Annotated in this window: 21 protein-coding genes; 12 read left to right on the plus strand and 9 right to left on the minus strand. The window is 68.9% G+C overall.

The window, feature by feature from the left end; all coding sequences use genetic code 11:
* From VFF46_RS27405 to VFF46_RS27415, 3 genes are all read right to left on the minus strand, one after another.
* A partial coding sequence (locus tag VFF46_RS27405; RefSeq protein WP_325040134.1) for a phosphotransferase occupies positions 1 to 549 on the minus strand: 549 nt, incomplete at its 3' end.
* Between the two features lie 44 nt (positions 550 to 593).
* Positions 594 to 1,259, minus strand: a complete 666-nt coding sequence (locus tag VFF46_RS27410; RefSeq protein WP_325040105.1) for a hypothetical protein — start codon at positions 1,257 to 1,259, stop codon at positions 594 to 596.
* A 33-nt stretch (positions 1,260 to 1,292) separates the two neighbouring features.
* Complete coding sequence (locus VFF46_RS27415) at positions 1,293 to 1,943, minus strand: LysE family translocator (protein ID WP_325040106.1); 651 nt, start codon at positions 1,941 to 1,943, stop codon at positions 1,293 to 1,295.
* A gap of 147 nt (positions 1,944 to 2,090) precedes the next feature.
* Between VFF46_RS27415 and VFF46_RS27420 the strand changes: the two genes are divergently transcribed.
* The 8 genes from VFF46_RS27420 to VFF46_RS27455 all read left to right on the plus strand — a co-directional run bounded on the left by VFF46_RS27420 (position 2,091) and on the right by VFF46_RS27455 (position 8,807).
* Positions 2,091 to 2,267 carry a DUF5302 domain-containing protein gene (locus VFF46_RS27420; RefSeq protein WP_325040107.1) on the plus strand — a complete coding sequence of 59 codons (177 nt, stop codon included), beginning with the start codon at positions 2,091 to 2,093 and terminating at the stop codon, positions 2,265 to 2,267.
* A 268-nt stretch (positions 2,268 to 2,535) separates the two neighbouring features.
* Positions 2,536 to 3,237, plus strand: coding sequence for a GntR family transcriptional regulator (locus VFF46_RS27425; RefSeq protein WP_325040108.1), 702 nt, complete (start codon positions 2,536 to 2,538; stop codon positions 3,235 to 3,237).
* 131 nt (positions 3,238 to 3,368) lie between these two features.
* Positions 3,369 to 4,496: a TIGR03364 family FAD-dependent oxidoreductase gene (locus VFF46_RS27430; protein ID WP_325040109.1), complete on the plus strand. Its 1,128-nt coding sequence runs from the start codon at positions 3,369 to 3,371 to the stop codon at positions 4,494 to 4,496.
* Positions 4,493 to 5,173 (plus strand): phosphonatase-like hydrolase, encoded by a 681-nt coding sequence (locus VFF46_RS27435; RefSeq protein WP_325040110.1) that lies wholly within the window; start codon positions 4,493 to 4,495, stop codon positions 5,171 to 5,173. The genes VFF46_RS27430 and VFF46_RS27435 overlap by 4 nt, the downstream gene beginning before the upstream one ends.
* Entirely contained in the window at positions 5,170 to 6,189 is a 1,020-nt protein-coding gene (locus VFF46_RS27440; protein WP_325040111.1) for a 2-aminoethylphosphonate ABC transporter substrate-binding protein, read from the plus strand. The genes VFF46_RS27435 and VFF46_RS27440 overlap by 4 nt, the downstream gene beginning before the upstream one ends.
* Complete coding sequence (locus VFF46_RS27445) at positions 6,186 to 7,214, plus strand: ABC transporter ATP-binding protein (RefSeq protein WP_325040112.1); 1,029 nt, start codon at positions 6,186 to 6,188, stop codon at positions 7,212 to 7,214. Before VFF46_RS27440 ends, VFF46_RS27445 begins: the two co-directional genes overlap by 4 nt.
* Positions 7,214 to 8,032 (plus strand): 2-aminoethylphosphonate ABC transporter permease subunit, encoded by an 819-nt coding sequence (locus VFF46_RS27450; RefSeq protein WP_325040113.1) that lies wholly within the window; start codon positions 7,214 to 7,216, stop codon positions 8,030 to 8,032. Before VFF46_RS27445 ends, VFF46_RS27450 begins: the two co-directional genes overlap by 1 nt.
* Positions 8,016 to 8,807, plus strand: coding sequence for an ABC transporter permease (locus VFF46_RS27455; protein WP_325040114.1), 792 nt, complete (start codon positions 8,016 to 8,018; stop codon positions 8,805 to 8,807). Before VFF46_RS27450 ends, VFF46_RS27455 begins: the two co-directional genes overlap by 17 nt.
* Positions 8,808 to 8,823: 16 nt before the next feature.
* On the opposite strand, the gene VFF46_RS27460 is transcribed toward VFF46_RS27455, so the two are convergent.
* From VFF46_RS27460 to VFF46_RS27470, 3 genes are read right to left on the minus strand one after another with little or no spacing between them, the layout of a single operon-like run.
* On the minus strand, positions 8,824 to 9,246 hold the full coding sequence (locus VFF46_RS27460) for an SRPBCC domain-containing protein (RefSeq protein ID WP_325040115.1): 423 nt from the start codon (positions 9,244 to 9,246) through the stop codon (positions 8,824 to 8,826).
* Positions 9,236 to 9,553, minus strand: coding sequence for a metalloregulator ArsR/SmtB family transcription factor (locus VFF46_RS27465; RefSeq protein WP_325040135.1), 318 nt, complete (start codon positions 9,551 to 9,553; stop codon positions 9,236 to 9,238). Before VFF46_RS27465 ends, VFF46_RS27460 begins: the two co-directional genes overlap by 11 nt.
* A gap of 33 nt (positions 9,554 to 9,586) precedes the next feature.
* Positions 9,587 to 10,651: a class I SAM-dependent methyltransferase gene (locus tag VFF46_RS27470; protein ID WP_325040116.1), complete on the minus strand. Its 1,065-nt coding sequence runs from the start codon at positions 10,649 to 10,651 to the stop codon at positions 9,587 to 9,589.
* A gap of 93 nt (positions 10,652 to 10,744) precedes the next feature.
* Here VFF46_RS27470 and VFF46_RS27475 point away from each other — a divergent pair, with 93 nt between their 5' ends.
* The 4 genes from VFF46_RS27475 (at position 10,745) to VFF46_RS27490 (ending at position 16,580) form a co-directional block, all read left to right on the plus strand.
* Positions 10,745 to 13,447, plus strand: a complete 2,703-nt coding sequence (locus tag VFF46_RS27475; protein ID WP_325040117.1) for a helix-turn-helix transcriptional regulator — start codon at positions 10,745 to 10,747, stop codon at positions 13,445 to 13,447.
* Positions 13,448 to 13,456: 9 nt separating this feature from the next.
* Positions 13,457 to 14,644, plus strand: coding sequence for a cytochrome P450 (locus tag VFF46_RS27480; RefSeq protein ID WP_325040118.1), 1,188 nt, complete (start codon positions 13,457 to 13,459; stop codon positions 14,642 to 14,644).
* A 64-nt stretch (positions 14,645 to 14,708) separates the two neighbouring features.
* Positions 14,709 to 15,338 carry a DedA family protein gene (locus tag VFF46_RS27485; protein WP_325040119.1) on the plus strand — a complete coding sequence of 210 codons (630 nt, stop codon included), beginning with the start codon at positions 14,709 to 14,711 and terminating at the stop codon, positions 15,336 to 15,338.
* Positions 15,339 to 15,437: 99 nt separating this feature from the next.
* The gene (locus VFF46_RS27490; protein WP_325040120.1) at positions 15,438 to 16,580 is read left to right on the plus strand and encodes a hypothetical protein; all 1,143 of its coding nucleotides are present in this window, start codon (positions 15,438 to 15,440) and stop codon (positions 16,578 to 16,580) included.
* Here VFF46_RS27490 and VFF46_RS27495 read toward each other — a convergent pair.
* The 3 genes from VFF46_RS27495 to VFF46_RS27505 all read right to left on the minus strand — a co-directional run bounded on the left by VFF46_RS27495 (position 16,575) and on the right by VFF46_RS27505 (position 18,481).
* The gene (locus tag VFF46_RS27495; RefSeq protein WP_325040121.1) at positions 16,575 to 17,399 is read right to left on the minus strand and encodes an acyltransferase domain-containing protein; all 825 of its coding nucleotides are present in this window, start codon (positions 17,397 to 17,399) and stop codon (positions 16,575 to 16,577) included. The two genes, VFF46_RS27490 and VFF46_RS27495, sit on opposite strands and share 6 nt — an antisense overlap.
* Before the next feature lie 159 nt (positions 17,400 to 17,558).
* Positions 17,559 to 17,981 carry a hypothetical protein gene (locus VFF46_RS27500; protein ID WP_325040122.1) on the minus strand — a complete coding sequence of 141 codons (423 nt, stop codon included), beginning with the start codon at positions 17,979 to 17,981 and terminating at the stop codon, positions 17,559 to 17,561.
* 20 nt (positions 17,982 to 18,001) lie between these two features.
* The gene (locus VFF46_RS27505; protein WP_325040123.1) at positions 18,002 to 18,481 is read right to left on the minus strand and encodes a hypothetical protein; all 480 of its coding nucleotides are present in this window, start codon (positions 18,479 to 18,481) and stop codon (positions 18,002 to 18,004) included.
* Between the last annotated feature and the right edge of the window lie 237 nt (positions 18,482 to 18,718).

The following is an 18,718-nucleotide window of genomic DNA, read 5'->3' on the forward strand; positions in this document are numbered from 1 at the left end:
CAGATCGGCCCACAACCGCGCGAGCCCGTCCACGTCGATCATCCCGCGGCTGCGCTCCAGCCCGTCCGCGACGTACTCGTCCTGCGAGGTCAGAATCCCGCCCCGCCAGGTCCCCTGGAACACCCGGCCCTCGGTCGGCGCGGCCCGGAGCGCGAGCACGAACCGCGCAAGATCCTCCGCGTACGCCGTCGAGCCGGCCACGTCCGCGTCGTACGCGATCTTCCCGTCCACCCAGGTCTGCACCGCCCACGGCTGTGGATAACCCGGTCCGGGCGCGCCGATCGCGACCGGCTCCGGTGTCGGGTACGGCGAGATCGCGCGCAGCCGCCGCGCCGCCTCCGCCTCGTCCTCGAGCTCCTGCCGCATCATCGCCGCGTCGCCGGGCAGGACCGGAAGCCGGGCGACCAGCGCCTCACCGATCCGGAAGAGCGCGTTGACGGTCCCGTGCGACGGTACGGCGCGGATCGCGAGCGCGCTCCACTCCGGGAACTGCTCCTTCACCAGCCCTTCGACGAGCTCGGCCGTCACGTCCAGTTGACCCTCGTGCATCACGCCGAGCAGTATCCGCGAGAGGCCACGGCGCCGCACACGATTTAGACCAGCACTGCAGGCGCGACCCGCGCCGAGCCGATCCCGCGATCCGGCTTGCCGAGGCGGAACCGGACCTTGCCCTTCAGAACTGTCCCGGACTCGGCCTGCCCGTCGACCAGTTCCTCGCCGGGGAAGAGGGTGAAGGTCCAGCGTTCGTTGTGCTCGCAGTCCGGCGGCGTCGCTCCGCACTGCAGCACGCGGGCGCCCCACAGTTGCCGGGTCATCCACGTGCGGGTGTCCTGCCCGTCCACCACGAAATCGTCGGACGCCTTGATCTGGTGGTAGCTGCCGAGGGAGGGGCCGTACGACCCGATCACAGTCACCACCAGACTCCAGGGAGCATCACCCGGCAGCGCGACGCCGGCCGGTAGGCGCTCGTCGAACACGTCCGGCGCCGTCAGCTCGCGAGGGAGCGGACGGCGGGTGTCGAGCTTCGACGGGTCGGGGACGAGCAGTACGCCGTACTCGACCTCGTCGGCGAACCGGGCCGACGCGAAGTGCTCGGTCAACGCCCGGGTGGCCTGCTCGGCGGGCGGCCAGGCGAAGGTGTCGCGCAAGTACTCCGCGGTGATCTCGGGCAGGCCGCGCTCGGCGACGAGCGCGGCGACCGGCGCGGTGTTCCAGGCGGTGACCAGCCGTTCGACGGAGGAGGCAACGAAATCTGTCATCCCGTGCGACCGTAGTCGGCGGGGCCGACAGTTTCAGTGCGTGGCGAGTGGGCGGGCGCGGTCGGTGGCGAGCCGGAGCGCGAAGACGGCGAGCGCCGTACCGGTCAGGTAGCGGTGGATCCGCATCCAGGTCGGGCGGCGGGACAGGAACACCGCGACCGATCCGGCGGTGATCACGAAGACGCCGTTCATCACCACGCCGACGGTCAGCTGCCCGAGGCCGAGGATCAGGCTCTGCAGGCCGACATGCCCCCGGGACGGGTCGAGGAACTGCGGGAGCAGCGAGATGTAGAGGATCGCGATCTTCGGGTTCAGCAGGCAGGTCAGCAGGCCCATGCCGAACAGCTTGCGCGGGCGGTCCGGCTCCAGCTCCTGGGTGGCGAACACCGACGTACCGCCGGGGCGGAACGCCTGCCAGGCGAGCCAGAGCAGGTACGCCGCGCCGGCCAGCTTCAGCGTCAGGTAGATCTCGGGGACCAGCGCGAACAGGGTCGCGAGGCCGGCGCTTGCCGCGAGCAAGTACGTGAGGAAGCCGACGCCGACCCCGGCCAGCGAGACCAGCCCGGCCCGGCGGCCCTGCGCGATCGAGCGGGAGATCAGGTAGATCATGTTCGGCCCCGGGACGATCACGAGGCCCAGCTCGACCAGGGCGATCCCGAGCAGCGCCTCGTTGCTCACCAGCATGTCCGTGTCCCTCCCTCGGCGGTACGACGAACCTAACAGCGCGGCGTCTTGCTGGGCCGGAGGTTTTCACAGGGCGGTATTCACTCGCGGCGGGTGCTCACCCTCGGTTAGGTTGGGTGCGTACGCCTACGGTTTGAAGGAGACGGTATGAGCGACAAGTCCAGCGAGCCGGCGGACGATCTGCAGAAGAAGTTTCGGGAAGCGCTCGAGAAGAAGAACGCCGGCAACCACTCGCACCCGGGGAGCGGGGCGCGCGGCCAGGGAGTCGGCGAAGCGCACAACGACAAGCAGAAGCGCCAGTTCCGGCGCAAGTCCGGCAGCTGAGTTCCGCCAACTGTCCATCCATCCGACGAGGTCGCGTCTGGCGGCCCATCGCCTACTGCGCTGCACTCGGCACGGCACCTCGCCGTACTGGAGCAAAGGCCACGATGCAACCACATCGAGGCCTTCACTCCAGCACGCCGAGGCACCGCACCGAGCACATGCTCGCTACGGCGCTGGACCACCAGACGCGACCGAGCCCCGGGTTGCCGCCCGGGGCTCGAGTTTTGTGTGCGTGGGCTGGGACCTTGGCTGGACTATTGTCGGCGGGGTGAGCGAGCCGCTGCATTTCGTGGTCAAGACCCGGCTGGTGGAAGTGGTGGAGCGGCTGGGGGAAGGTGCCGCGTTGCCGCCCGAGCGGGTGCTGGCGAAGGACTTCGGGGTGTCGCGGTGGACCATGCGGCAGGCGATCCGGGAGCTGATCGCGGACGGCCGGCTGCGGGCCCGGCAGGGGCAGGGGACGTTCGTCGCGACGCCGAAGCTGGTGCAGCCGCTGGCGCTGGTCAGCTACACCGAGGCGCTCCGGGCGCAGGGGCACACACCCGGGCGTGAGGTGGTCGCGTTCGACGAGGTGGTGGCGGACGCCGAGCTCGCGGAGCAGCTCAAGATCGCCGAGGGTGACCCGGTACACCGCCTCGAACGGGTGCTGCACGCGGACGGGCAGCCGATCGGGCTCGAGACGACGTACCTCTCGGTCGCCCGCTTCCCGACGCTGCGCGAGGTACTGGAGCCAACAGGTTCGCTGTACCGCTGCCTGACCGATCAGCTGGGTGTGCAGTTCGGCGAAGGCGAGGAACTGGTCGAGACCGTGATCGCCACCCCACGCGAGGCCGAGCTCCTCAAAGCCACCCAGTCGCTCCCGATGCTCCTGCTCCACCGCAACAGCCGCGACACCACCGGCCGCCCCATCGAATCGGTCCGCTCCCTCTACCGAGGCGACCGAGTGGGCTTCCGCGCCACCCTCCGCCCCTGACCACCTGACCCCCGCACACCCGCCCGCGCTCGCGGGACAACTGTTCGTTTGGGGTTTACCCGGAGGACGGCTGGGGCGCACGGTTGCTTCATTGGTCCGGACCAATCTTGGTCCCGACGAGAGGAGCGGGCGTGCGGGTGGTTGTGGTGGGTGGTGGCGTGCTGGGCACGTTCCATGCCTGGGAGGCGGTACGGCGCGGGTACGACGTGCTGCAGCTCGAGCGTGAACTCGAGGCGCGCGGTGCGAGTGTGCGGAACTTCGGGCTGGTCTGGGTCAGCGGTCGCGCGGACGGTGCCGAGGTCGAGTTGGCGCAGCGGGCGCGGGATCTGTGGGCCCAGGTGCCGGGGGTCGGTCTCCGGGCCGCCGGGTCGTTGACGGTGTGCCGGACTGACGCCGAGCTCGCGGTCGCCAAGGAGGCGGCGGCTCGGCCGGATGCGGCGGCGCGGGGGTTCCAGGTGCTCGACGCCGAGCAGACCCGCGGGCGCAACCCGGCGCTGAAGGGTGAGCTGCAAGGTTCGTTGTGGTGTGCGCGGGATGTGATCGTCGAACCGCGCGAGGTGCTTCCGGCGCTGCGGGCCGAGCTCCAGAAGTCCGGGCGGTACCGGTTCCTCGGTGGGCGTGAGGTACGAAACGTCCGTACGGGCGAGGTCGTCGACGACCACGGCGACGTACATGCCGGAGATCTCGTCTTCCTCTGTACGGGCGCGTGGCACGGCGGGCTGATCCGCGAGCTGACCGACGACCTCCCGGTACGGCGGGTGCGGCTGCAGATGATGCAGACGGCGCCGCTGGAGGACACCTTGACCACCGCGGTCGCGGACGGGGACAGCTTTCGGTACTACCCGGCGTTCAACGGACCTGCTGTCGGCGAGCTGCCGCCGCAAACGCCGGTTGCCGAAGAACACAGGATGCAGTTGCTGATGGTGCAGCGCACGCACGGTGGGCTGACCATTGGCGACACCCACGAGTACGACGAGCCGTTCGGGTTCGACGTACAGAGTGATCCGTACGCCTACCTGCAGCAGGTGGTCGAGAGCATTCTCGGACGTGAGCTGCCCGCGATCACCCGGCGATGGGCCGGGGTGTACTCGCAGGCCACCAGCGACGAGGTGGTGGTACGCCGGGAGGTCGCCGCGGGCGTGCAGCTCGTGACCGGACCGGGCGGACGCGGGATGACGATGTCGCCGGCGATCGCCGAGGCGAGTTTCGACGCGATCGAAGGCGCTCGCGCGGCGTCCGACGGTGAGGTGACACGATGATTCAGCTTGCGGTACTCGACATGGCGGGCACGACCGTCGCCGACGACGGGCTGGTCGAGCGGGCGTTCACCGCGGCGATCGGGGCCCAGGGCATCGAATCCGGGACGCCGCGGTACGACGAGATGATCGCGCACGTCCGCGCCACGATGGGCGAGTCCAAGATCACCGTGTTCCGGGCGCTGCTCGGTGCCGAGGACGCCGCGCAGCAGGCCAACGCGGCGTTCGAGGCCGCGTACGGCGAGCTGATCGACGACGGGCTGGCGCCGATCGACGGGGCGGCGGACGCGATCCAGCAGCTCCGGGACGCCGGGATCAAGGTCTGCCTGACGACCGGGTTCTCCGAGACCACCCAGCACCGGATCCTCACCGCGCTCGGCTGGCAGCAGCTGGCCGACCTCACTCTCTGCCCGGCGCAGGCGGGCCGCGGCAGGCCGTACCCGGACATGGTGCTGAAGGCGCTGCTCGAACTGCGCGCCGACGGCGTCCAGAACGTGGCCGTGGCCGGGGACACCGCTTACGACATGACGACGGGGATCCGGGCCGGTGCCGGGATCGTGGCCGGCGTCCTTACCGGTGCCCACGGCAACGAACAGCTGACCGCCGCGGGCGCTACGCACGTACTCGAGTCGGTCCGGGACCTGCCCGGCCTGCTCCTCGATCGAAGGCTGGAGAAGTGAAGGCACTCAAGACCCTGCTCGCCGCCACGCTCGTACTGTCCGTCGCCGCCGCTTGTGGCGGGACCGGAGCCGCGTCCACCGGCGGTACGAAGACCGTGACCGTCTACACCGCCGACGGACTCGCCGACTGGTACAAGACCAGGTTCGACGCGTTCACCCAGAAGACCGGGATCAAGGTCCAGACCGTCGAGGCCGGCTCCGGTGAGGTGGTGTCGCGGCTGCAGAAGGAGAAGTCCAACCCGCAGGCCGACGTCGTCGTCACGCTGCCGCCCTTCATCCAGAAGGCGGACAAGGACGGGCTGCTGCAGAAGTACGCCGTACCGGGCGCGGACCACGTGAAGGGCGTCAAGGGCGACGACTACGTCACGGTCGTCGACAACTACCTGTGCTTCATCGCGAACGCCCAGGCCGGTACGCCGAAGACGTTCGACGATCTGCTGGACCCGAAGTTCAAGGGCAAGCTGCAGTACTCGACGCCGGGGCAGGCCGGGGACGGCACCGCCGTACTGCTGCTGCTCCAGCACCTGCTGGGCAAGGGCGCCGCGCTCGACTACCTGAAGAAGCTGGAGGCCAACAACGTCGGTCCGTCCGCCTCGACCGGCAAGCTGCAGCCGAAGGTCAGCAAGGGCGAGCTGCTGGTGGCGAACGGCGACGTACAGATGAACGCGGCGTCGATCGCGAACGACAAGTCGGCGTTCAGCATCTTCTTCCCGGCGACCAAGGACGGAAAGCGTACGACGCTGGCGCTGCCGTATGTGATGGGGCTCGGTGCGGGCGCGCCGAACGCCGATGGTGGGAAGCAGCTGATGGAGTACCTGCTGTCGACCGATGCGCAGCAGACGATCTCGAAGGACGCGTTCGGGCTGCCCGCTCGGGACGACGTGAAGCCGGCCGACGCGAACTTCACGTCGGTGCAGAAGGCGACCGCCGGGGTCGACGTGTGGCAGCCGGACTGGGCCGCGGTGCTGACGGACCTGGACGCCGACGTCGCGGCGTACACGAAGGCTGTGGGATGACGGTTCAGCTCGAGGACGTGACGGTGTACTTCGGCCGTACGTGCGCGCTGGAAGGACTTGACCTGAGCGTCGCGGCCGGTGAGACGGTCGCGTTGCTCGGGCCGTCCGGGTCCGGGAAGTCGACCGCGCTGAAGGCGGTGGCCGGATTCGTCCGGCCGTCGCGCGGGCGGATCCGGCTCGGCGGTCAGGACGTCACCGATCTCCCGCCGGCGCGGCGGGGGATCGGGGTGGTGGTGCAGAACTACGCGTTGTTCCCGCATCTGCGGGTCTCGGAAAACGTTGCCTTCGGGCTGAAGGCGGCGCACAAGCCGAAGGCCGAGGTGGCGGCGCGGGTCACGGAAATGCTGGAAATGGTGGGGATGGCGGGTTTCCGAACACGTTTTCCGCGGGAGCTGTCCGGTGGGCAGCAGCAGCGGGTGGCGATCGCGCGGGCGCTGGCTATCCGGCCGCCGGTGTTGTTGCTGGACGAGCCGTTGGCGGCGCTTGACGCGCAGCTTCGTGCGGACATGCTCGGCGAGCTGCAGAAGTTGCGGCGGGAGGTGCCGGACGTCGCGATCGTTTACGTGACCCACGATCAGTCGGAGGCGCTCGCGCTCGCGGATCGGATCGCTGTCATGCGGGACGCCCGGTTGGTTGACGTCGCGCCTGCTGCTCAGTTGTACGCCGCTCCGCCCTCCGCTTTCACCGCTTCGTTCCTGGGCGGGGCGAATCTGCTGCCCGTCGAGCCGTTCGATGGCGGGGTGAAGGTCGCGGAGTACGAACTGCCTGGTGTCAGGGCGGAACCGGGCAAGAGCCTGTTGTGCATCAGGCCGCATGCGATCCGGTTCGGCGACGGTGGTCTCCGCGGGCGAGTGGTTGGTGCGCAGTGGCGGGGTGCCTCGAACCGGGTGACTTGCTCGGTCGACGGCCTGCCGGACGTATCGGTGCGGATCGACGTACCGGCGGATCGGGTGGTTCCTGAGCTCGGGGCCGCGGTGTCGATGGTGTTGCCGGTGGAGGCGTGCAGTTTGGTGGCGGCGGGCTGATGGCTGTCGAGGCGCTGGGCACCACAGTCGTCGTGAACGACGAGCGGCGGCGGGATGGGAAGTGGTTGTGGATTGTGCCGCCGTTGCTGGTGATTGCGGTGCTGGTGGTTTACCCGTTGGTGTTGGTGGCGGTCGAATCGGTGCCGGCGTGGGGTGTGGTGGTCGGGTCGGTGGAGTTTCGCGATGCGTTGGTGCGGACCGTGCAGATCGCGGTCAGTTCGACGATCGGCTGCATGATCGTGGGCACGTTCCTGGCCGTGGTGATCAGTTTTGTGCCGTTCCCAGGGGCGCGGGTGGTCGCCGGCCTGGTCGATACGATGCTGGCGTTGCCGTCGTTCCTGGTCGCGTTGTCGTTCACCTTTATTTATGGGAGTACGGGCATCCTACGGGCGGGTGGGTTTCTGACCTCGCCGTGGGCGGTGGTGCTCGCGGAGGTCACGTTCTACACGCCGTTCGTGATGCGGCCGTTGCTGGCGGCAATGAGTCGGCTGCCGCGCGCGCAGCTTGACGTTGCGGCGAGCCTCGGCGCGGGCCCTTGGCGTGTACTGCGGCAAGTCGTACTCCCCGAAGTACGACCGGCCCTGGTCGCGGGCGGAAGTCTCACGCTCCTGCTCACGTTGAACGAGTTCGGCATCGTGCTGTTCCTCGGCGCGAAGAACACCACTACGCTTCCGATGCTCGTGCACACCAAGGGCATCGTGATGTTCGACTACCCGGGCGCGTGCGTGATCGCCGTCGTCCAGATCGCGCTGTCGCTCGGCCTGTACGCCGTACTGCGGACCGCGCTCGGAGGAGGTCGTCGTGCTCGTCTGGACTAGGTCCGGGAAAGCGGTCGTCTGGACGGTGTTCGCCGTCGTGTTCGGACTGCTCGTGGTGCTGCCGTTCCTGGTGGTGATCGCGGCCGCGTTCGCCGGCTCGTGGAACGGCGTACTGCCCTCGAACCCGACCGGCGATCATCTGCGGCAGGCGTTGACGGGTGACGAGCTGGCCTCGTTGTCGGTGAGTCTGCAGACCGCGTTCCTCGGCGGGATGCTCGCAGTGGTGTTCGGCACGTGGGGTGCGATGGCGGCGTACGGCTCCCGGCTCGCTCGGCTGGCGGACGCGATGCATCACCTGCCGATCGCCGTACCGTCGGTGGTGGTCGGGCTCGGGTTGCTGGTCGCGTTCTCGCGGCAGCCGATCCTGCTGAACGGGACCAAGTGGATCGTGGTGATCGCGCATCTCGTGCTGATGGTTGCCTTCAGCTACGGAACGGTCGCGGCCGCGTTGCAGCGTATCGATCGCTCGTACGCCGATGTCGCCGCGTCGCTCGGTGCTTCGGCGGCGCGGGTGTTGTGGCGGGTGCGGTTGCCGATGTTGTTGCCGGCGATCGCCTCGGCCGCCGGATTGTCGGTCGCGCTCTCGATGGGCGAGGTCGGCGCTACGATCATGGTCTACCCGGCGTCCTGGCGGACGCTACCCGTGAGCATCTTCGCGTTGACCGACCGCGGTCAAGCCTTCGTCGCGGCGGCCGACGCCATGGTGTTGCTGGCGGCAACCGTTGTGCTGGTCCTCGTCCTGGATCGTCTCAGAGGCCGAGCCGTCGAACGCTGACCACCCGGACCGGTGGTCAGCCGGCGTCGACGGAGGCGAGGAGGTCGGCGAGCCGGTCCAGCTCGGGGTCCCAGGCGATCCGGTGGTTGGAGGCGTCCTCGGCGTTGGCGAAGGCAGTGTGCGTGAGCACCATCCGTGTCCCCTCCGCGACCTCGGAAAGCTCCACCTCGACCCGGGTCGGCTCGTCGTCGGTGCCGTCCCACCTCCAGCTGAACACCAGGCGGTGCGGCGGCGCCACCTCCAGATAGGTACCGCGCACCACATGCGGCCCCATCTCCACGACGTACTCGCCACCGACCCGGACGTCGGCCCGCACCTTCAGGTCGAGCCGCGGGTTCGGGCAGTACCACTGCATCAGCAGCTCGGCTCGCGTCCACGCGTCGTACACCCGCGTGATCGTTGCCGGGAGCACCCTTTTGATCCGGATCTCAGTGTCCATCCTCGTCCTCCCGCAGGAGCTCTTCCAGCCGGTCGACGGTGCTGTTCCAGTACGCCGTGAGGTCGCCGAGCCACTGCTCCACCTCGGAGACAGCCTCCGGCCGGAGCGTGCAGACCACGGTCCGCCCGACCCTCCGGCGGCGTACCAGGCCCGCGTCGACGAGCACCCGGACGTGCTTGGTGATCGCCGGCGGCGTGACCCGGTGCGGCGAGGCGAGTTCCCCCATCGTCGCCTCGCCGCGGCTCAGCCTGCCCACGATCGCCAGCCTGGTCGGATCCGCGAGCGCCCCGAACGTCCTCGTCAGCACAGTCAATACTTCACCAACTGGTGAACTGTCCTGTCAAGGGCGAACCTCGAAGACCAGGTTGAACGGCGTCTGCGCCACGGTCCGGAACCGGGTGAACCCGGCCGCCTTGGTGACGTCCCGGATCCGCGCCGGGCCGGCCTGGGTACCGAGCGCCAGTCCGACCGGCTGGGAGAGTGAGGCGGGCGTGCAGAGCAGCGTGGAGAAGCCGTAGTACGCCCGGCCGACCGGGTTGAGGTTGTCCTCGACGTGGTCACCCGCCATCGGCTCGACCAGCATCCACGTGCCGTCGGGCGCCAGCGCCTCCCGTACGTGCCGGGCCGCGCCGACCGGATCGCCCATGTCGTGCAGGGCGTCGAACGTCGTCACCAGGTCGAACCCGGACCCGCTGAACCGGTCGGCCGCCGCGACCTCGAAGGACGCGCGGTCGCCGACGCCTGCCTCCGCCGCCCGGAGCCGGGCGGTCTCGATCGACCCCTGGTGGTAGTCCGAGCCGATGAACGTCGACCGTGCGAAGGCGCCGGCCATCAGGATGGTGGACGAGCCGTGCCCGCAGCCGATGTCGGCCACCGTCGCGCCGCGCTGCAGCTTCTCCACCACGCCGTCGAGCGCGGGCAGCCAGCTGGGCAGCAGATTGGCGTTGTACGACGGCCGGAAGAACCGCTCGCAGCCGATGTGCACGTCCGACGTGTGCTCGTGCCACCCGACTCCGGCACCACTGCGCGCGGCCTCGATCGTCTCCGTCGTGTGCTGCAGCGTGCCAAGGGCGATCTGGAAGAAGCCAGGAAGGTACGCCGGGCTGTTCGGATCGGTCAGCGCCACGGTCTGCTCCGGTGGCAACGTGTAGCGACCGGTCTCCGCGTCGTACTCGACGATCGCGCCCGCGGCCTGGGCGTTCAGCCACTCGCGGGTGTAGTGCTCGTCGGTGCCCGTCCGCTCCGCCAGCTCGGCCGCCGTCGCCGGACCGTGATCGGCCAGCGCCTGGTAGTACCCAAGGCGGTCACCCATCACCACCAGCGCCGCGTTCAGCGTCGCCCCCACCTCGTCCACGGCCTTGAACACGAAGCCCATCAGTTTGTCGGTGTCGATTGCGACAGTCATTTCCTTCTCCCCCTCGAGTTGTCCGTACGCCGAACGTAGGCAGCCGACCCGGACCATCGCATCAGGTGGGGCTCCTGGTGCAGACTGCGAGACATGCTCATCGGGCGGGACGCGGAGCGCCGGGTGATCGAGCAACTGATCGCGGGGGCGCGTGTCGGAGCCGCAGGCGTACTGCTCGTCACCGGCGAACCCGGCATCGGCAAGACCACTCTCCTGGAGGAGGCGGCCGCGCTGGCCGGTGGACTGCAGATCCTGCGAGCACGCGGTACCGAGGCCGAACGTGAGGTGCCGTTCGCCGCACTGCTCCAGCTACTGCGGCCTGCGCTGGCCGGGCTCGATCGCATCCCTGCACCGCAGCGGTCGGCGCTCGCCGCGGCGCTGGCGCTCGGCGCCGCACCTGAGGAAGGCAGCCCGGCGGACCGCTTCGCTGTCGGCGCCGCAACCCTCAGCCTGATCTGCCGGTACGCCGAGAACACGCCACTGCTGCTGATCGTCGACGATGCGCAGCTGCTGGACCGTCCGTCCGCGGAAGCCCTGTTGTTCGCGGCCCGTCGGCTGGTGGCCGACCCGATCGTCATGCTGATCGCGGCACGTTCCCATGAGCCGCACCCGCTCGAGGCGGACCTGCCGCGGCTGGAACTGGAGGGCATCCCGCTGGAGGCCGCGCGACAGATCGTGCAACACCTTCCGAGCGACCTGGTCGAGGATCTGCACCGGACCGTGGCGGGTAACCCGCTGGCGCTGCTCGAGCTGGCCGACGACCCGGACCGTTTGCTCCGGACGCCGCCAGGCGCGCCGGTCCCGGTCCCGGCGATGCTCGCGGAAGCCTTTGCCAGCAGGGCAAACCAGCTGAGCGCGGACGCACGTACGGCGTTGCTTGTCGCCGCCATGGACGACTGCGACCTCGGCGCGGTGTCACGGGTGTGCGCGGAGCTCGGGGCCGACGTCGCCGCGTTGGAGGAGGCCGAGGCGGCTGGTCTGGTCTCCATCCGCGACGGCGAGGTCCAGTGGAGGCATCCACTGGTTCGCTCCGCGATCTATTCCAGCGCTGACCCGGCTGATCGGCGTACGGCGCATCGCGCGGTGGCGCTGACCACGCCTGACCGGGACCGGCGGGCGTGGCACCTGTCCGAGGCTGTTCTCGGCGCCGACGACGACGTGGCGGCCGGCCTGGTCCTGGCGGCCGAGCATGCGGCTGCTCGTGGCGCACATGCGGTCGCCGCGACGGCGTACGAACGCGCGGGGCGACTGAGCCGAGCCGCAGCGGATCGTGCGGTCAGGCTGGTCGCGGCCGGTGAGGCGGCGTGGTTGGCCGGGCTGGCGGAGCGCGCGGAGGCCCTGCTGGATGATGCGTTGATCCTGCAGCCGCCGCCGCGGGTGCGGATCCGCGCGCTGGAGCTTCGCGGCGACATCGAGATGAAGTGCGGATCGCCGCGGCGGGCTCGCGACATCCTGATCGCGGCCGCTGCGGAGTCCACGGAACCCGCGGTCGCGACCGGACTGCTCGCGGATGCCGTCGGAGCGTGTTTCCGGCTGTGCGACACCGCGGCCGGGCTGGAGGCGGCCCAGCAGCTCGACAGGCTGATTCCCACGGTCGATCGGTTGGGACCGCGCATCGTGGGCATCCTGGCGAGCGGTGTCGCGAAGGTCCTCGCCGGAAGCGGTGGTGGGACCGATCAGCTCCGGGCAGCGATCGCGATGGCCCCGTCCAGGTTGGTCCGCGACCGCCGTCTCCAGCTCTGGATGGTGCTCGCGGCGTTGTTTCTCAGGGAGACGGGGATCGGCCGGACGATCATGCAGCAGGCGATGGTCGAGCGACGCGAGCAGGTCGCTCTGGGGACGTTACCGGGTCTGCTGTTCGTGCTGGCTCGCGACGATGCGACAACCGATCGCTGGGCCGATGCGGAGGCGTCGTACGACGAGGGCATCCGGCTGTCGCGTGAGACCGGTCAAGCGACCGAGCTGGCGATGAGCCTGGCCGGTCTGGCGTGGCTGATGTCCCACCAGAGCAGGGTCCAGTGCCAAGACCTCGCTGTGGAGTGCCTGCAGCTCTGTGCGGAGCATGAGATCTATCTGGGCACGGTGTGGTCGTTGTTCGCACTCGGGGACCTCGAACTGGGACGGGGCGACCCCGCGGCCGCGTTACCGCAGTACGAGCGGCTGGTCGACGTACTGGCCGAGTACGGTCTCAAGGACCCGGACCTGTCGCCCGCGCCCGAGTTGGTGGAGGTGTACCTGCGGTTGGGGCGGCCGGACGACGCGCAGCGGGTGGTACGCGAACACTCCGCGCTAGCAGCGGCGAAAGGGCAGCCGTGGTCGCTGGCGCGAGCGGCCCGGGCTCGTGGCGTGGCCGGTGAGAGCGAGCCGGACTTCCTGTTGGCGCTCAGCAGGCACGAGGAGACGCTGGACGCCTTTGAGCTGGCCCGGACCCAGCTGGCGTACGGCGCGTGGCTGCGACGGGTACGGCGGCGTGTGGATGCGCGTGCCCAGCTCAGGCTCGCTCTGGAGGGCTTTGAGGTGCTGGGAGCACACGGGTGGGCCGACCAGGCGGCGGCCGAGCTCAAGGCGACCGGAGAGACCGCACGACGGCGGGTGCCGAGCACGGCGGACGAGCTGACGCCGCAGGAGCGACAGATCGCCGTACTGCTCGCGGACGGGCACAGCATCCGGGAGGCCGCGGCCCGGCTGTTCTTGAGCCCGAAGACCGTTGAGTACCACCTGCGGAAGGTCTACGCGAAGCTCGGCATCCACTCGCGCACCGAGCTGGCCCAGCACCTCGCTCCCGGCCGAACGTAGGCTGGCCGCATGCGGCAACCGTTCACCGAAACCAGTGGAATCGCCCGGCACTGGGGCTTCGAGGATCTGGCCTCCACCGGACCCGTGCAGCGCTTCACGATGTTCACGGGCGTCCCGGTCCAGCTCGTCACCGGGTACGCCGAGACGCGCGAGCTGCTCGCCCATCCGGACGTGGTGCGTTCGGCGATGGAGGGTCCGCACCGGGACGCGGTGATGGACGACCTGATCGCGAGCACCGAGCAGCACATGCTGAACTTCAACCCGCCGGACCACACCCGGCTGCGCAAACTCGTCACGGCCGCGTTCACCCGCCGCCGGATCGAGGCGCTGGAGCCGCGGATCCGCGAGATCGCCACCGGCCTGCTCGACGAGATGGCGACGGCGCCGGAGGGCGAACCGGTCGACCTGGTGAACGCGTACAGCTACCCGTTGCCGATCACCGTGATCTGCGAGCTGATCGGCATCCCGGCGGTCCGTCGCGAGGACTTCCGCCGCTGGTCGTCGGTGTTCGTGAACGCGGCCGTGCACACCCCGGAGGAGTACGTCGAGGCGATCACGCTGATGCGCGAGTTCGTGCACGAGCTGCTCGCCCAGAAGCGGCGGGCGCCGACCGACGACCTGCTGTCCGGGCTGATCGCCGTACAGGACGACGGCGACCGGCTCAGCGAGGACGAGCTCACCTCGATGGTGTTCCTGCTGCTCGCGGCCGGCCACGAGACCACGGTCAGCCTGATCAGTAACGGAGTACACGCTCTGCTTCGGCATCCCGACCAGCTCGAGCTGCTCAAGGCCGAGCCCGAGCGACTGCCCGCCGCGGTCGAGGAACTGCTGCGGTACGACGGCCCGCTGCAGGCCGCGATCCCGTACGTCGCCCGCGCGCCGATCGACATCTCCGGCCGCCGGATCGAGGCCGGTGACGTGATCGTGTTCGCGCTGCTGCCGGCGAATCGCGACGTCCGCAAGGTCGAGCGCGCCGACGAGCTGGACATCACCCGCTCGGACTCCGCGCACCTCGCGTTCGGGCACGGCATCCACCACTGCCTCGGCGCCCCACTGGCCCGCCTGGAGGGGCGGATCGCGCTGGAGCTGCTGTTCGAGCGGTTCCCCCGGCTGCGGCTCGCCGTACCGGAACAGGACCCGCCGCGGCACCCGAGCTTCCTGATGAACGCGATCCGCGAACTGCCGGTGTTCCTCTGAACATCGGATGAAATGACCTCGATGGGATTGCGGCGATCTTGACCGGCAATGGCATCCTTTCCGGGTGACGGAGTTGATGGAGGTCGCGCGACACCTGCTGAGCATCGCGATGGCGTCGCACTGGCTGCTGCTCATTCTCTTCGTCACGATGATGGTGCACGCGGTGTTCCCGGTCGTCCCCAGTTCGGGGATGGTCGTGACCGCCAGCATGGCCGCGGCCGCCGGGCGGCAGAACCTGCTGGTGGTGATCGCGGTCGCGCTCTGCGGCTCGCTGATCGGTGAGTCCGTCTGCTATCTGATCGGTCGCGGCTCCGGACCGGCGGTGGACCGGTGGATGGCGCGCCAGGAGCGACGCAAGCGGATCTACGAGCGGGTGTCCGGCACCCTGCACAGGCGCGGCGGGCTGATCCTGCTGACGGTCCGCTATCTGCCCGGCGCCAGGATGGCCGCGACACTGACCGCGGGAGCGACCGGGTACTCGTACAAGAAGTTCATCGCTTACACCGCTCTCGGTGTGACGATCGCCTGCACCTATGTCTCCCTGGTCGGTTACTTCGGCGGCGGCGCGTTCGCGCACGACCAGCTGAAGGCGCTCGCGTTCAGCCTGAGCCTGGCGGCAGCGCTCGGTCTCGTCGTCGGGGCCGTCCGCCGGATCGCGAACTGGCGCCGCGCCGCGAAGGTCACAGGCGCCTAACGATCGCCGCGCCGGTTTCCGCGCGGCCGCGTGTCCCGGACCAACCTTCCCGGTGTTCCGTGCGTCAGTAACTAGGTGGTGAGGCTTAGGTCGTGTCCGATGCTCCCGCGCCTCGCGGCCGCCGCGGTGGTCATCGCGGCGGTGATCGTCGGGTGTTCCGACGTACCGCCGGCCGGCGCTCCGAAGCCGGGTAAGACCACGGCCACCAAGGCGCGGAGCACGCCGACCCCGAGCACGCCGACCAGCCCGACGCCCGCCGGCCCTTCGCCAGGGCAGAAGCCGCCCGCCGCGGCTCCGGTGTTGCGGTCGTTCCCGGCGCGGCTGCCGAGTGGGAAGCCGCCGCTGTTCGTCGTGGTCTCGTTCGACGGCGCCGGCGACCTGATGCTCTGGAAACACTGGCGCACCGTCGCGCAGCAGGTCAACGCGCGCATGACGTTCTTCTTGTCCGGGCCGTACCTCTACCCGGAGAACCACCGCACCGACTACAAACCGCCGTACAAGAAGCCCGGCGCCTCCGACATCGGGTGGGGCGACACGTCGAACATCCTCGGCCGGGCCCAGGTCCTCCCGGAGGCGATCGCCGAGGGCCACGAGATCGGTACGCACGCCAACGGCCACTTCTGCGGCACGAACGGCATCGGCCGCTGGACGACCGCGCAGTGGACCGCCGAGCTGAACGCGTTCGACCGGATGGTCCGCACCGGGCCGACGCTGGCCGCGGGCAAGTCCGTGGCGCCGCCGTTCGACCCGTCGACCGTGAAGGGCATGCGGACCCCGTGCCTGGAGGGCAACCGCGCCGCGTACCGGGCCGCGATGGTGCGGCGCGGCATGCTGTACGACGCCTCCGCGCCGGGCTACCTCGCGTGGCCGAAGAAGGAGAACGGGGTGTGGGTCTTCCCGCTCGAGTCGGTGACGCTCGCGGGGACGAAGAAGACCACGCTGACGATGGACTACAACCTCTGGTACTCGCAGACCAAGGCGAAGAAGGCCCCGATCGCGCAGGCGCCCGCGATGAAGGCGCAGGTGCTCGCGACGTACCGGCAGGCGCTGGCCAAGTCCCGGGCCGGTGACAACCCGCCGCTGTTCCTCGGCAACCACTTCAACCACTGGAACAACAGCGTCTACTCAGATGCGCTCACGCAGTTCGTGCTGGAGACGTGCAAGCAGCCCGACGTACGGTGCGTGTCGAACATGGAGCTGGCCAGCTGGCTCGCGAAGAACGGTGTGCCCGCGCGGTCATAGCTCCAGGTAGCCGAAGGCGCTCTGCCAGGTCCCGCCGTCCTTGATCCGGCCGACGACGAGCCGCTGCAGGGTCGTGTCCTGCGGGAGCTCGTCCAGGTGGTCGGTGCCGTGCGTACGGAACGTGAAGAAGATCGCGCTGTCCTGGCTGTCGACGGGCGTCCCGTACGGCGTGAACCGGCGGCCGAACTTCACCATGTTCGAGTCCTGCGGGAGATGGTCCAGCAGGTACGGGTCGATCAGCCACGACCAGAGCGTCGCGATCCGCACCGGGTGCTCCGGGAAGTACCGCGGAAAGAACTCGCGTGCCCGCTGCAGGCTGTCGTCGACCAGCTCCGGGGTCAGCGGGCCGGTCTCCGGGATGTGGACGCCGATCACCCACTCGCCGATCTCCACGCCCGGCACCGGGTCCTGCTCGGTGACCTCGTAGAGCATGTACTGCAGCCGGCCGAGCGAGTAGATCTGGCCGTTCCAGAAGTGCCGCAGCCACCAGTGCGTCTCCAGGCCGTAGTCACCGTGGGTACGGCGGTTGACCTTGAGCTGCTGCCCGAGGTCCGCGAGCGAGGCCCAGCTGATCTCGTCCGGGATCCCGCGCTCCGCGTGGAACCGGCGGATGTCCGGCACGGTGTCCAGGTACGCCTGCACCGAGTTCCGCGGGTCCTCGGGGAACCGCGGCTCGGGCTCGCTCCCGAGCTTGCCGACCGACGCGCGGAGCTGGTCGGCGAGATCCTTCACCGCCGCCGGATCCGGCGCGAACGCCTCGGCGGCCTCCCGATCGAGCTCCGAAAACCCCAGCAGCCGGTACTCCTCAGCAGTCGTCACCGGTCAACGGTAACCGATGTAGGAGTGAGGGAGGGGAAGTAGGTGAGGGGAGAGGAGGAAAGAAGAAGAGAGAGGATCTTGTAAATGGATTATTCAGAAGACTTCAAAGGAAAGAGCAAGGAAAGAATAGAGAAAAGAAAAGATAGAGTGGGAGTAGGTCTACTTGATGTGCAAGCCGGCTGCTTCCACGGCTTTGTGGAGGTGGCCGACGGCACAGAACGGTTCGCCGGCCAACTCCCAGACGGCGATCCCGCGGACCTCGGCGGGAGCAAGTAGTACGCCGACAGTTTTACCTTGCGAGGTGGCCACTTCCGGCCATGGGCGGTTGAGGTCGGACATTGCGTCCGACTGAAGTTGGTATGCCGCAAAGGCGCAGGCCCGCTCTACGCCGCGACCTTCGACGGCAAGGGGAAACTCATGTCCACCAGCGACCAGAATGAGATCGTCTCCAGGTGTCCCGGTCCAGGCGGCATCGACCTGGAAATGGACCTCCGCCAGGCCGGTGCCGGCGAAGTCGGCGTTCAGTCGATCGGCAACAAACGCCTGCGCGGCGGCTGTATCGCTGCCGGTGGAGGTGTCCATAACAAGCTCCCGGGTCTAGGTCAGACTAGCTTGCACCGGATGTAGAACTCTTGCACGACAGCTCCCTTGGCGTTGTACGAGGTTCCGGTGATCCTGAAGATCTGACCGGACTTGTACGTTGCCACATACCGATTCTTCGACCTGTCCCAGGTCCTGGCCGGCAGCGAGCCGTGCGGTGGATAGCTCTGCCGCTTACCGTCGACCTTCTTCGCATCGACGTGAATGCTGACAACGTAGCGGTCGGCCGGGAGCTTCGGGTATGCACCCCACTGGATCGAACTACCTGGACCCTTCTGCTGAACCGACAGTCGTCCGAGCTTGTTTTCGTCGGTGTAGTTCGGTGAGCAAGAGTGGATGGAGTGCGAACCTGCGGGTACGTCGGCTGCGCAAGCCTTGGCCGTCGGCGCGATCATCGCAATGAGCATCAGTGCGTGCGCCGGCTTCGTGGTCAGCGAGAGTTTCTGGGCGAGGCTGCGTTCGAGTTGCTGTCCTGCGAACATCGAAGAGAACTCCGATCTGCTGCGTGAGCCGGCAAGGGCGGGATCGCCCGTCCGAGTCATGCACAGGAGACGGGGCGACCTGGACAAAGGGCGTTGGCTCGGGGCGACGCACGCCCTTACCGGCGTCTGTCAATCATCGAGCCAATGGATGCCGTCGACGGTCTGGTGACACCCGCGGTGCGGACCTAGTGCGCACGCTTGATGGGTGGCCGGGTGAACGCCATCGCAGGTTTCGTC

It is taken from the genome of Kribbella sp., assembly GCF_035655035.1.
Lineage (GTDB): Bacteria > Actinomycetota > Actinomycetes > Propionibacteriales > Kribbellaceae > Kribbella.

Coding starts and splice junctions, on each gene's coding strand:
- VFF46_RS27410 (WP_325040105.1), bottom strand. CDS start 1,259: ATGACAGATTTCGTTGCCTCCTCCGTCGAACGGCTGGTCACCGCCTGG.
- VFF46_RS27415 (WP_325040106.1), bottom strand. CDS start 1,943: ATGCTGGTGAGCAACGAGGCGCTGCTCGGGATCGCCCTGGTCGAGCTG.
- VFF46_RS27420 (WP_325040107.1), top strand. CDS start 2,091: ATGAGCGACAAGTCCAGCGAGCCGGCGGACGATCTGCAGAAGAAGTTT.
- VFF46_RS27435 (WP_325040110.1), top strand. CDS start 4,493: ATGATTCAGCTTGCGGTACTCGACATGGCGGGCACGACCGTCGCCGAC.
- VFF46_RS27445 (WP_325040112.1), top strand. CDS start 6,186: ATGACGGTTCAGCTCGAGGACGTGACGGTGTACTTCGGCCGTACGTGC.
- VFF46_RS27450 (WP_325040113.1), top strand. CDS start 7,214: ATGGCTGTCGAGGCGCTGGGCACCACAGTCGTCGTGAACGACGAGCGG.
- VFF46_RS27460 (WP_325040115.1), bottom strand. CDS start 9,246: ATGGACACTGAGATCCGGATCAAAAGGGTGCTCCCGGCAACGATCACG.
- VFF46_RS27470 (WP_325040116.1), bottom strand. CDS start 10,651: ATGACTGTCGCAATCGACACCGACAAACTGATGGGCTTCGTGTTCAAG.
- VFF46_RS27475 (WP_325040117.1), top strand. CDS start 10,745: ATGCTCATCGGGCGGGACGCGGAGCGCCGGGTGATCGAGCAACTGATC.
- VFF46_RS27480 (WP_325040118.1), top strand. CDS start 13,457: ATGCGGCAACCGTTCACCGAAACCAGTGGAATCGCCCGGCACTGGGGC.
- VFF46_RS27490 (WP_325040120.1), top strand. CDS start 15,438: ATGCTCCCGCGCCTCGCGGCCGCCGCGGTGGTCATCGCGGCGGTGATC.
- VFF46_RS27500 (WP_325040122.1), bottom strand. CDS start 17,981: ATGGACACCTCCACCGGCAGCGATACAGCCGCCGCGCAGGCGTTTGTT.
- VFF46_RS27505 (WP_325040123.1), bottom strand. CDS start 18,481: ATGTTCGCAGGACAGCAACTCGAACGCAGCCTCGCCCAGAAACTCTCG.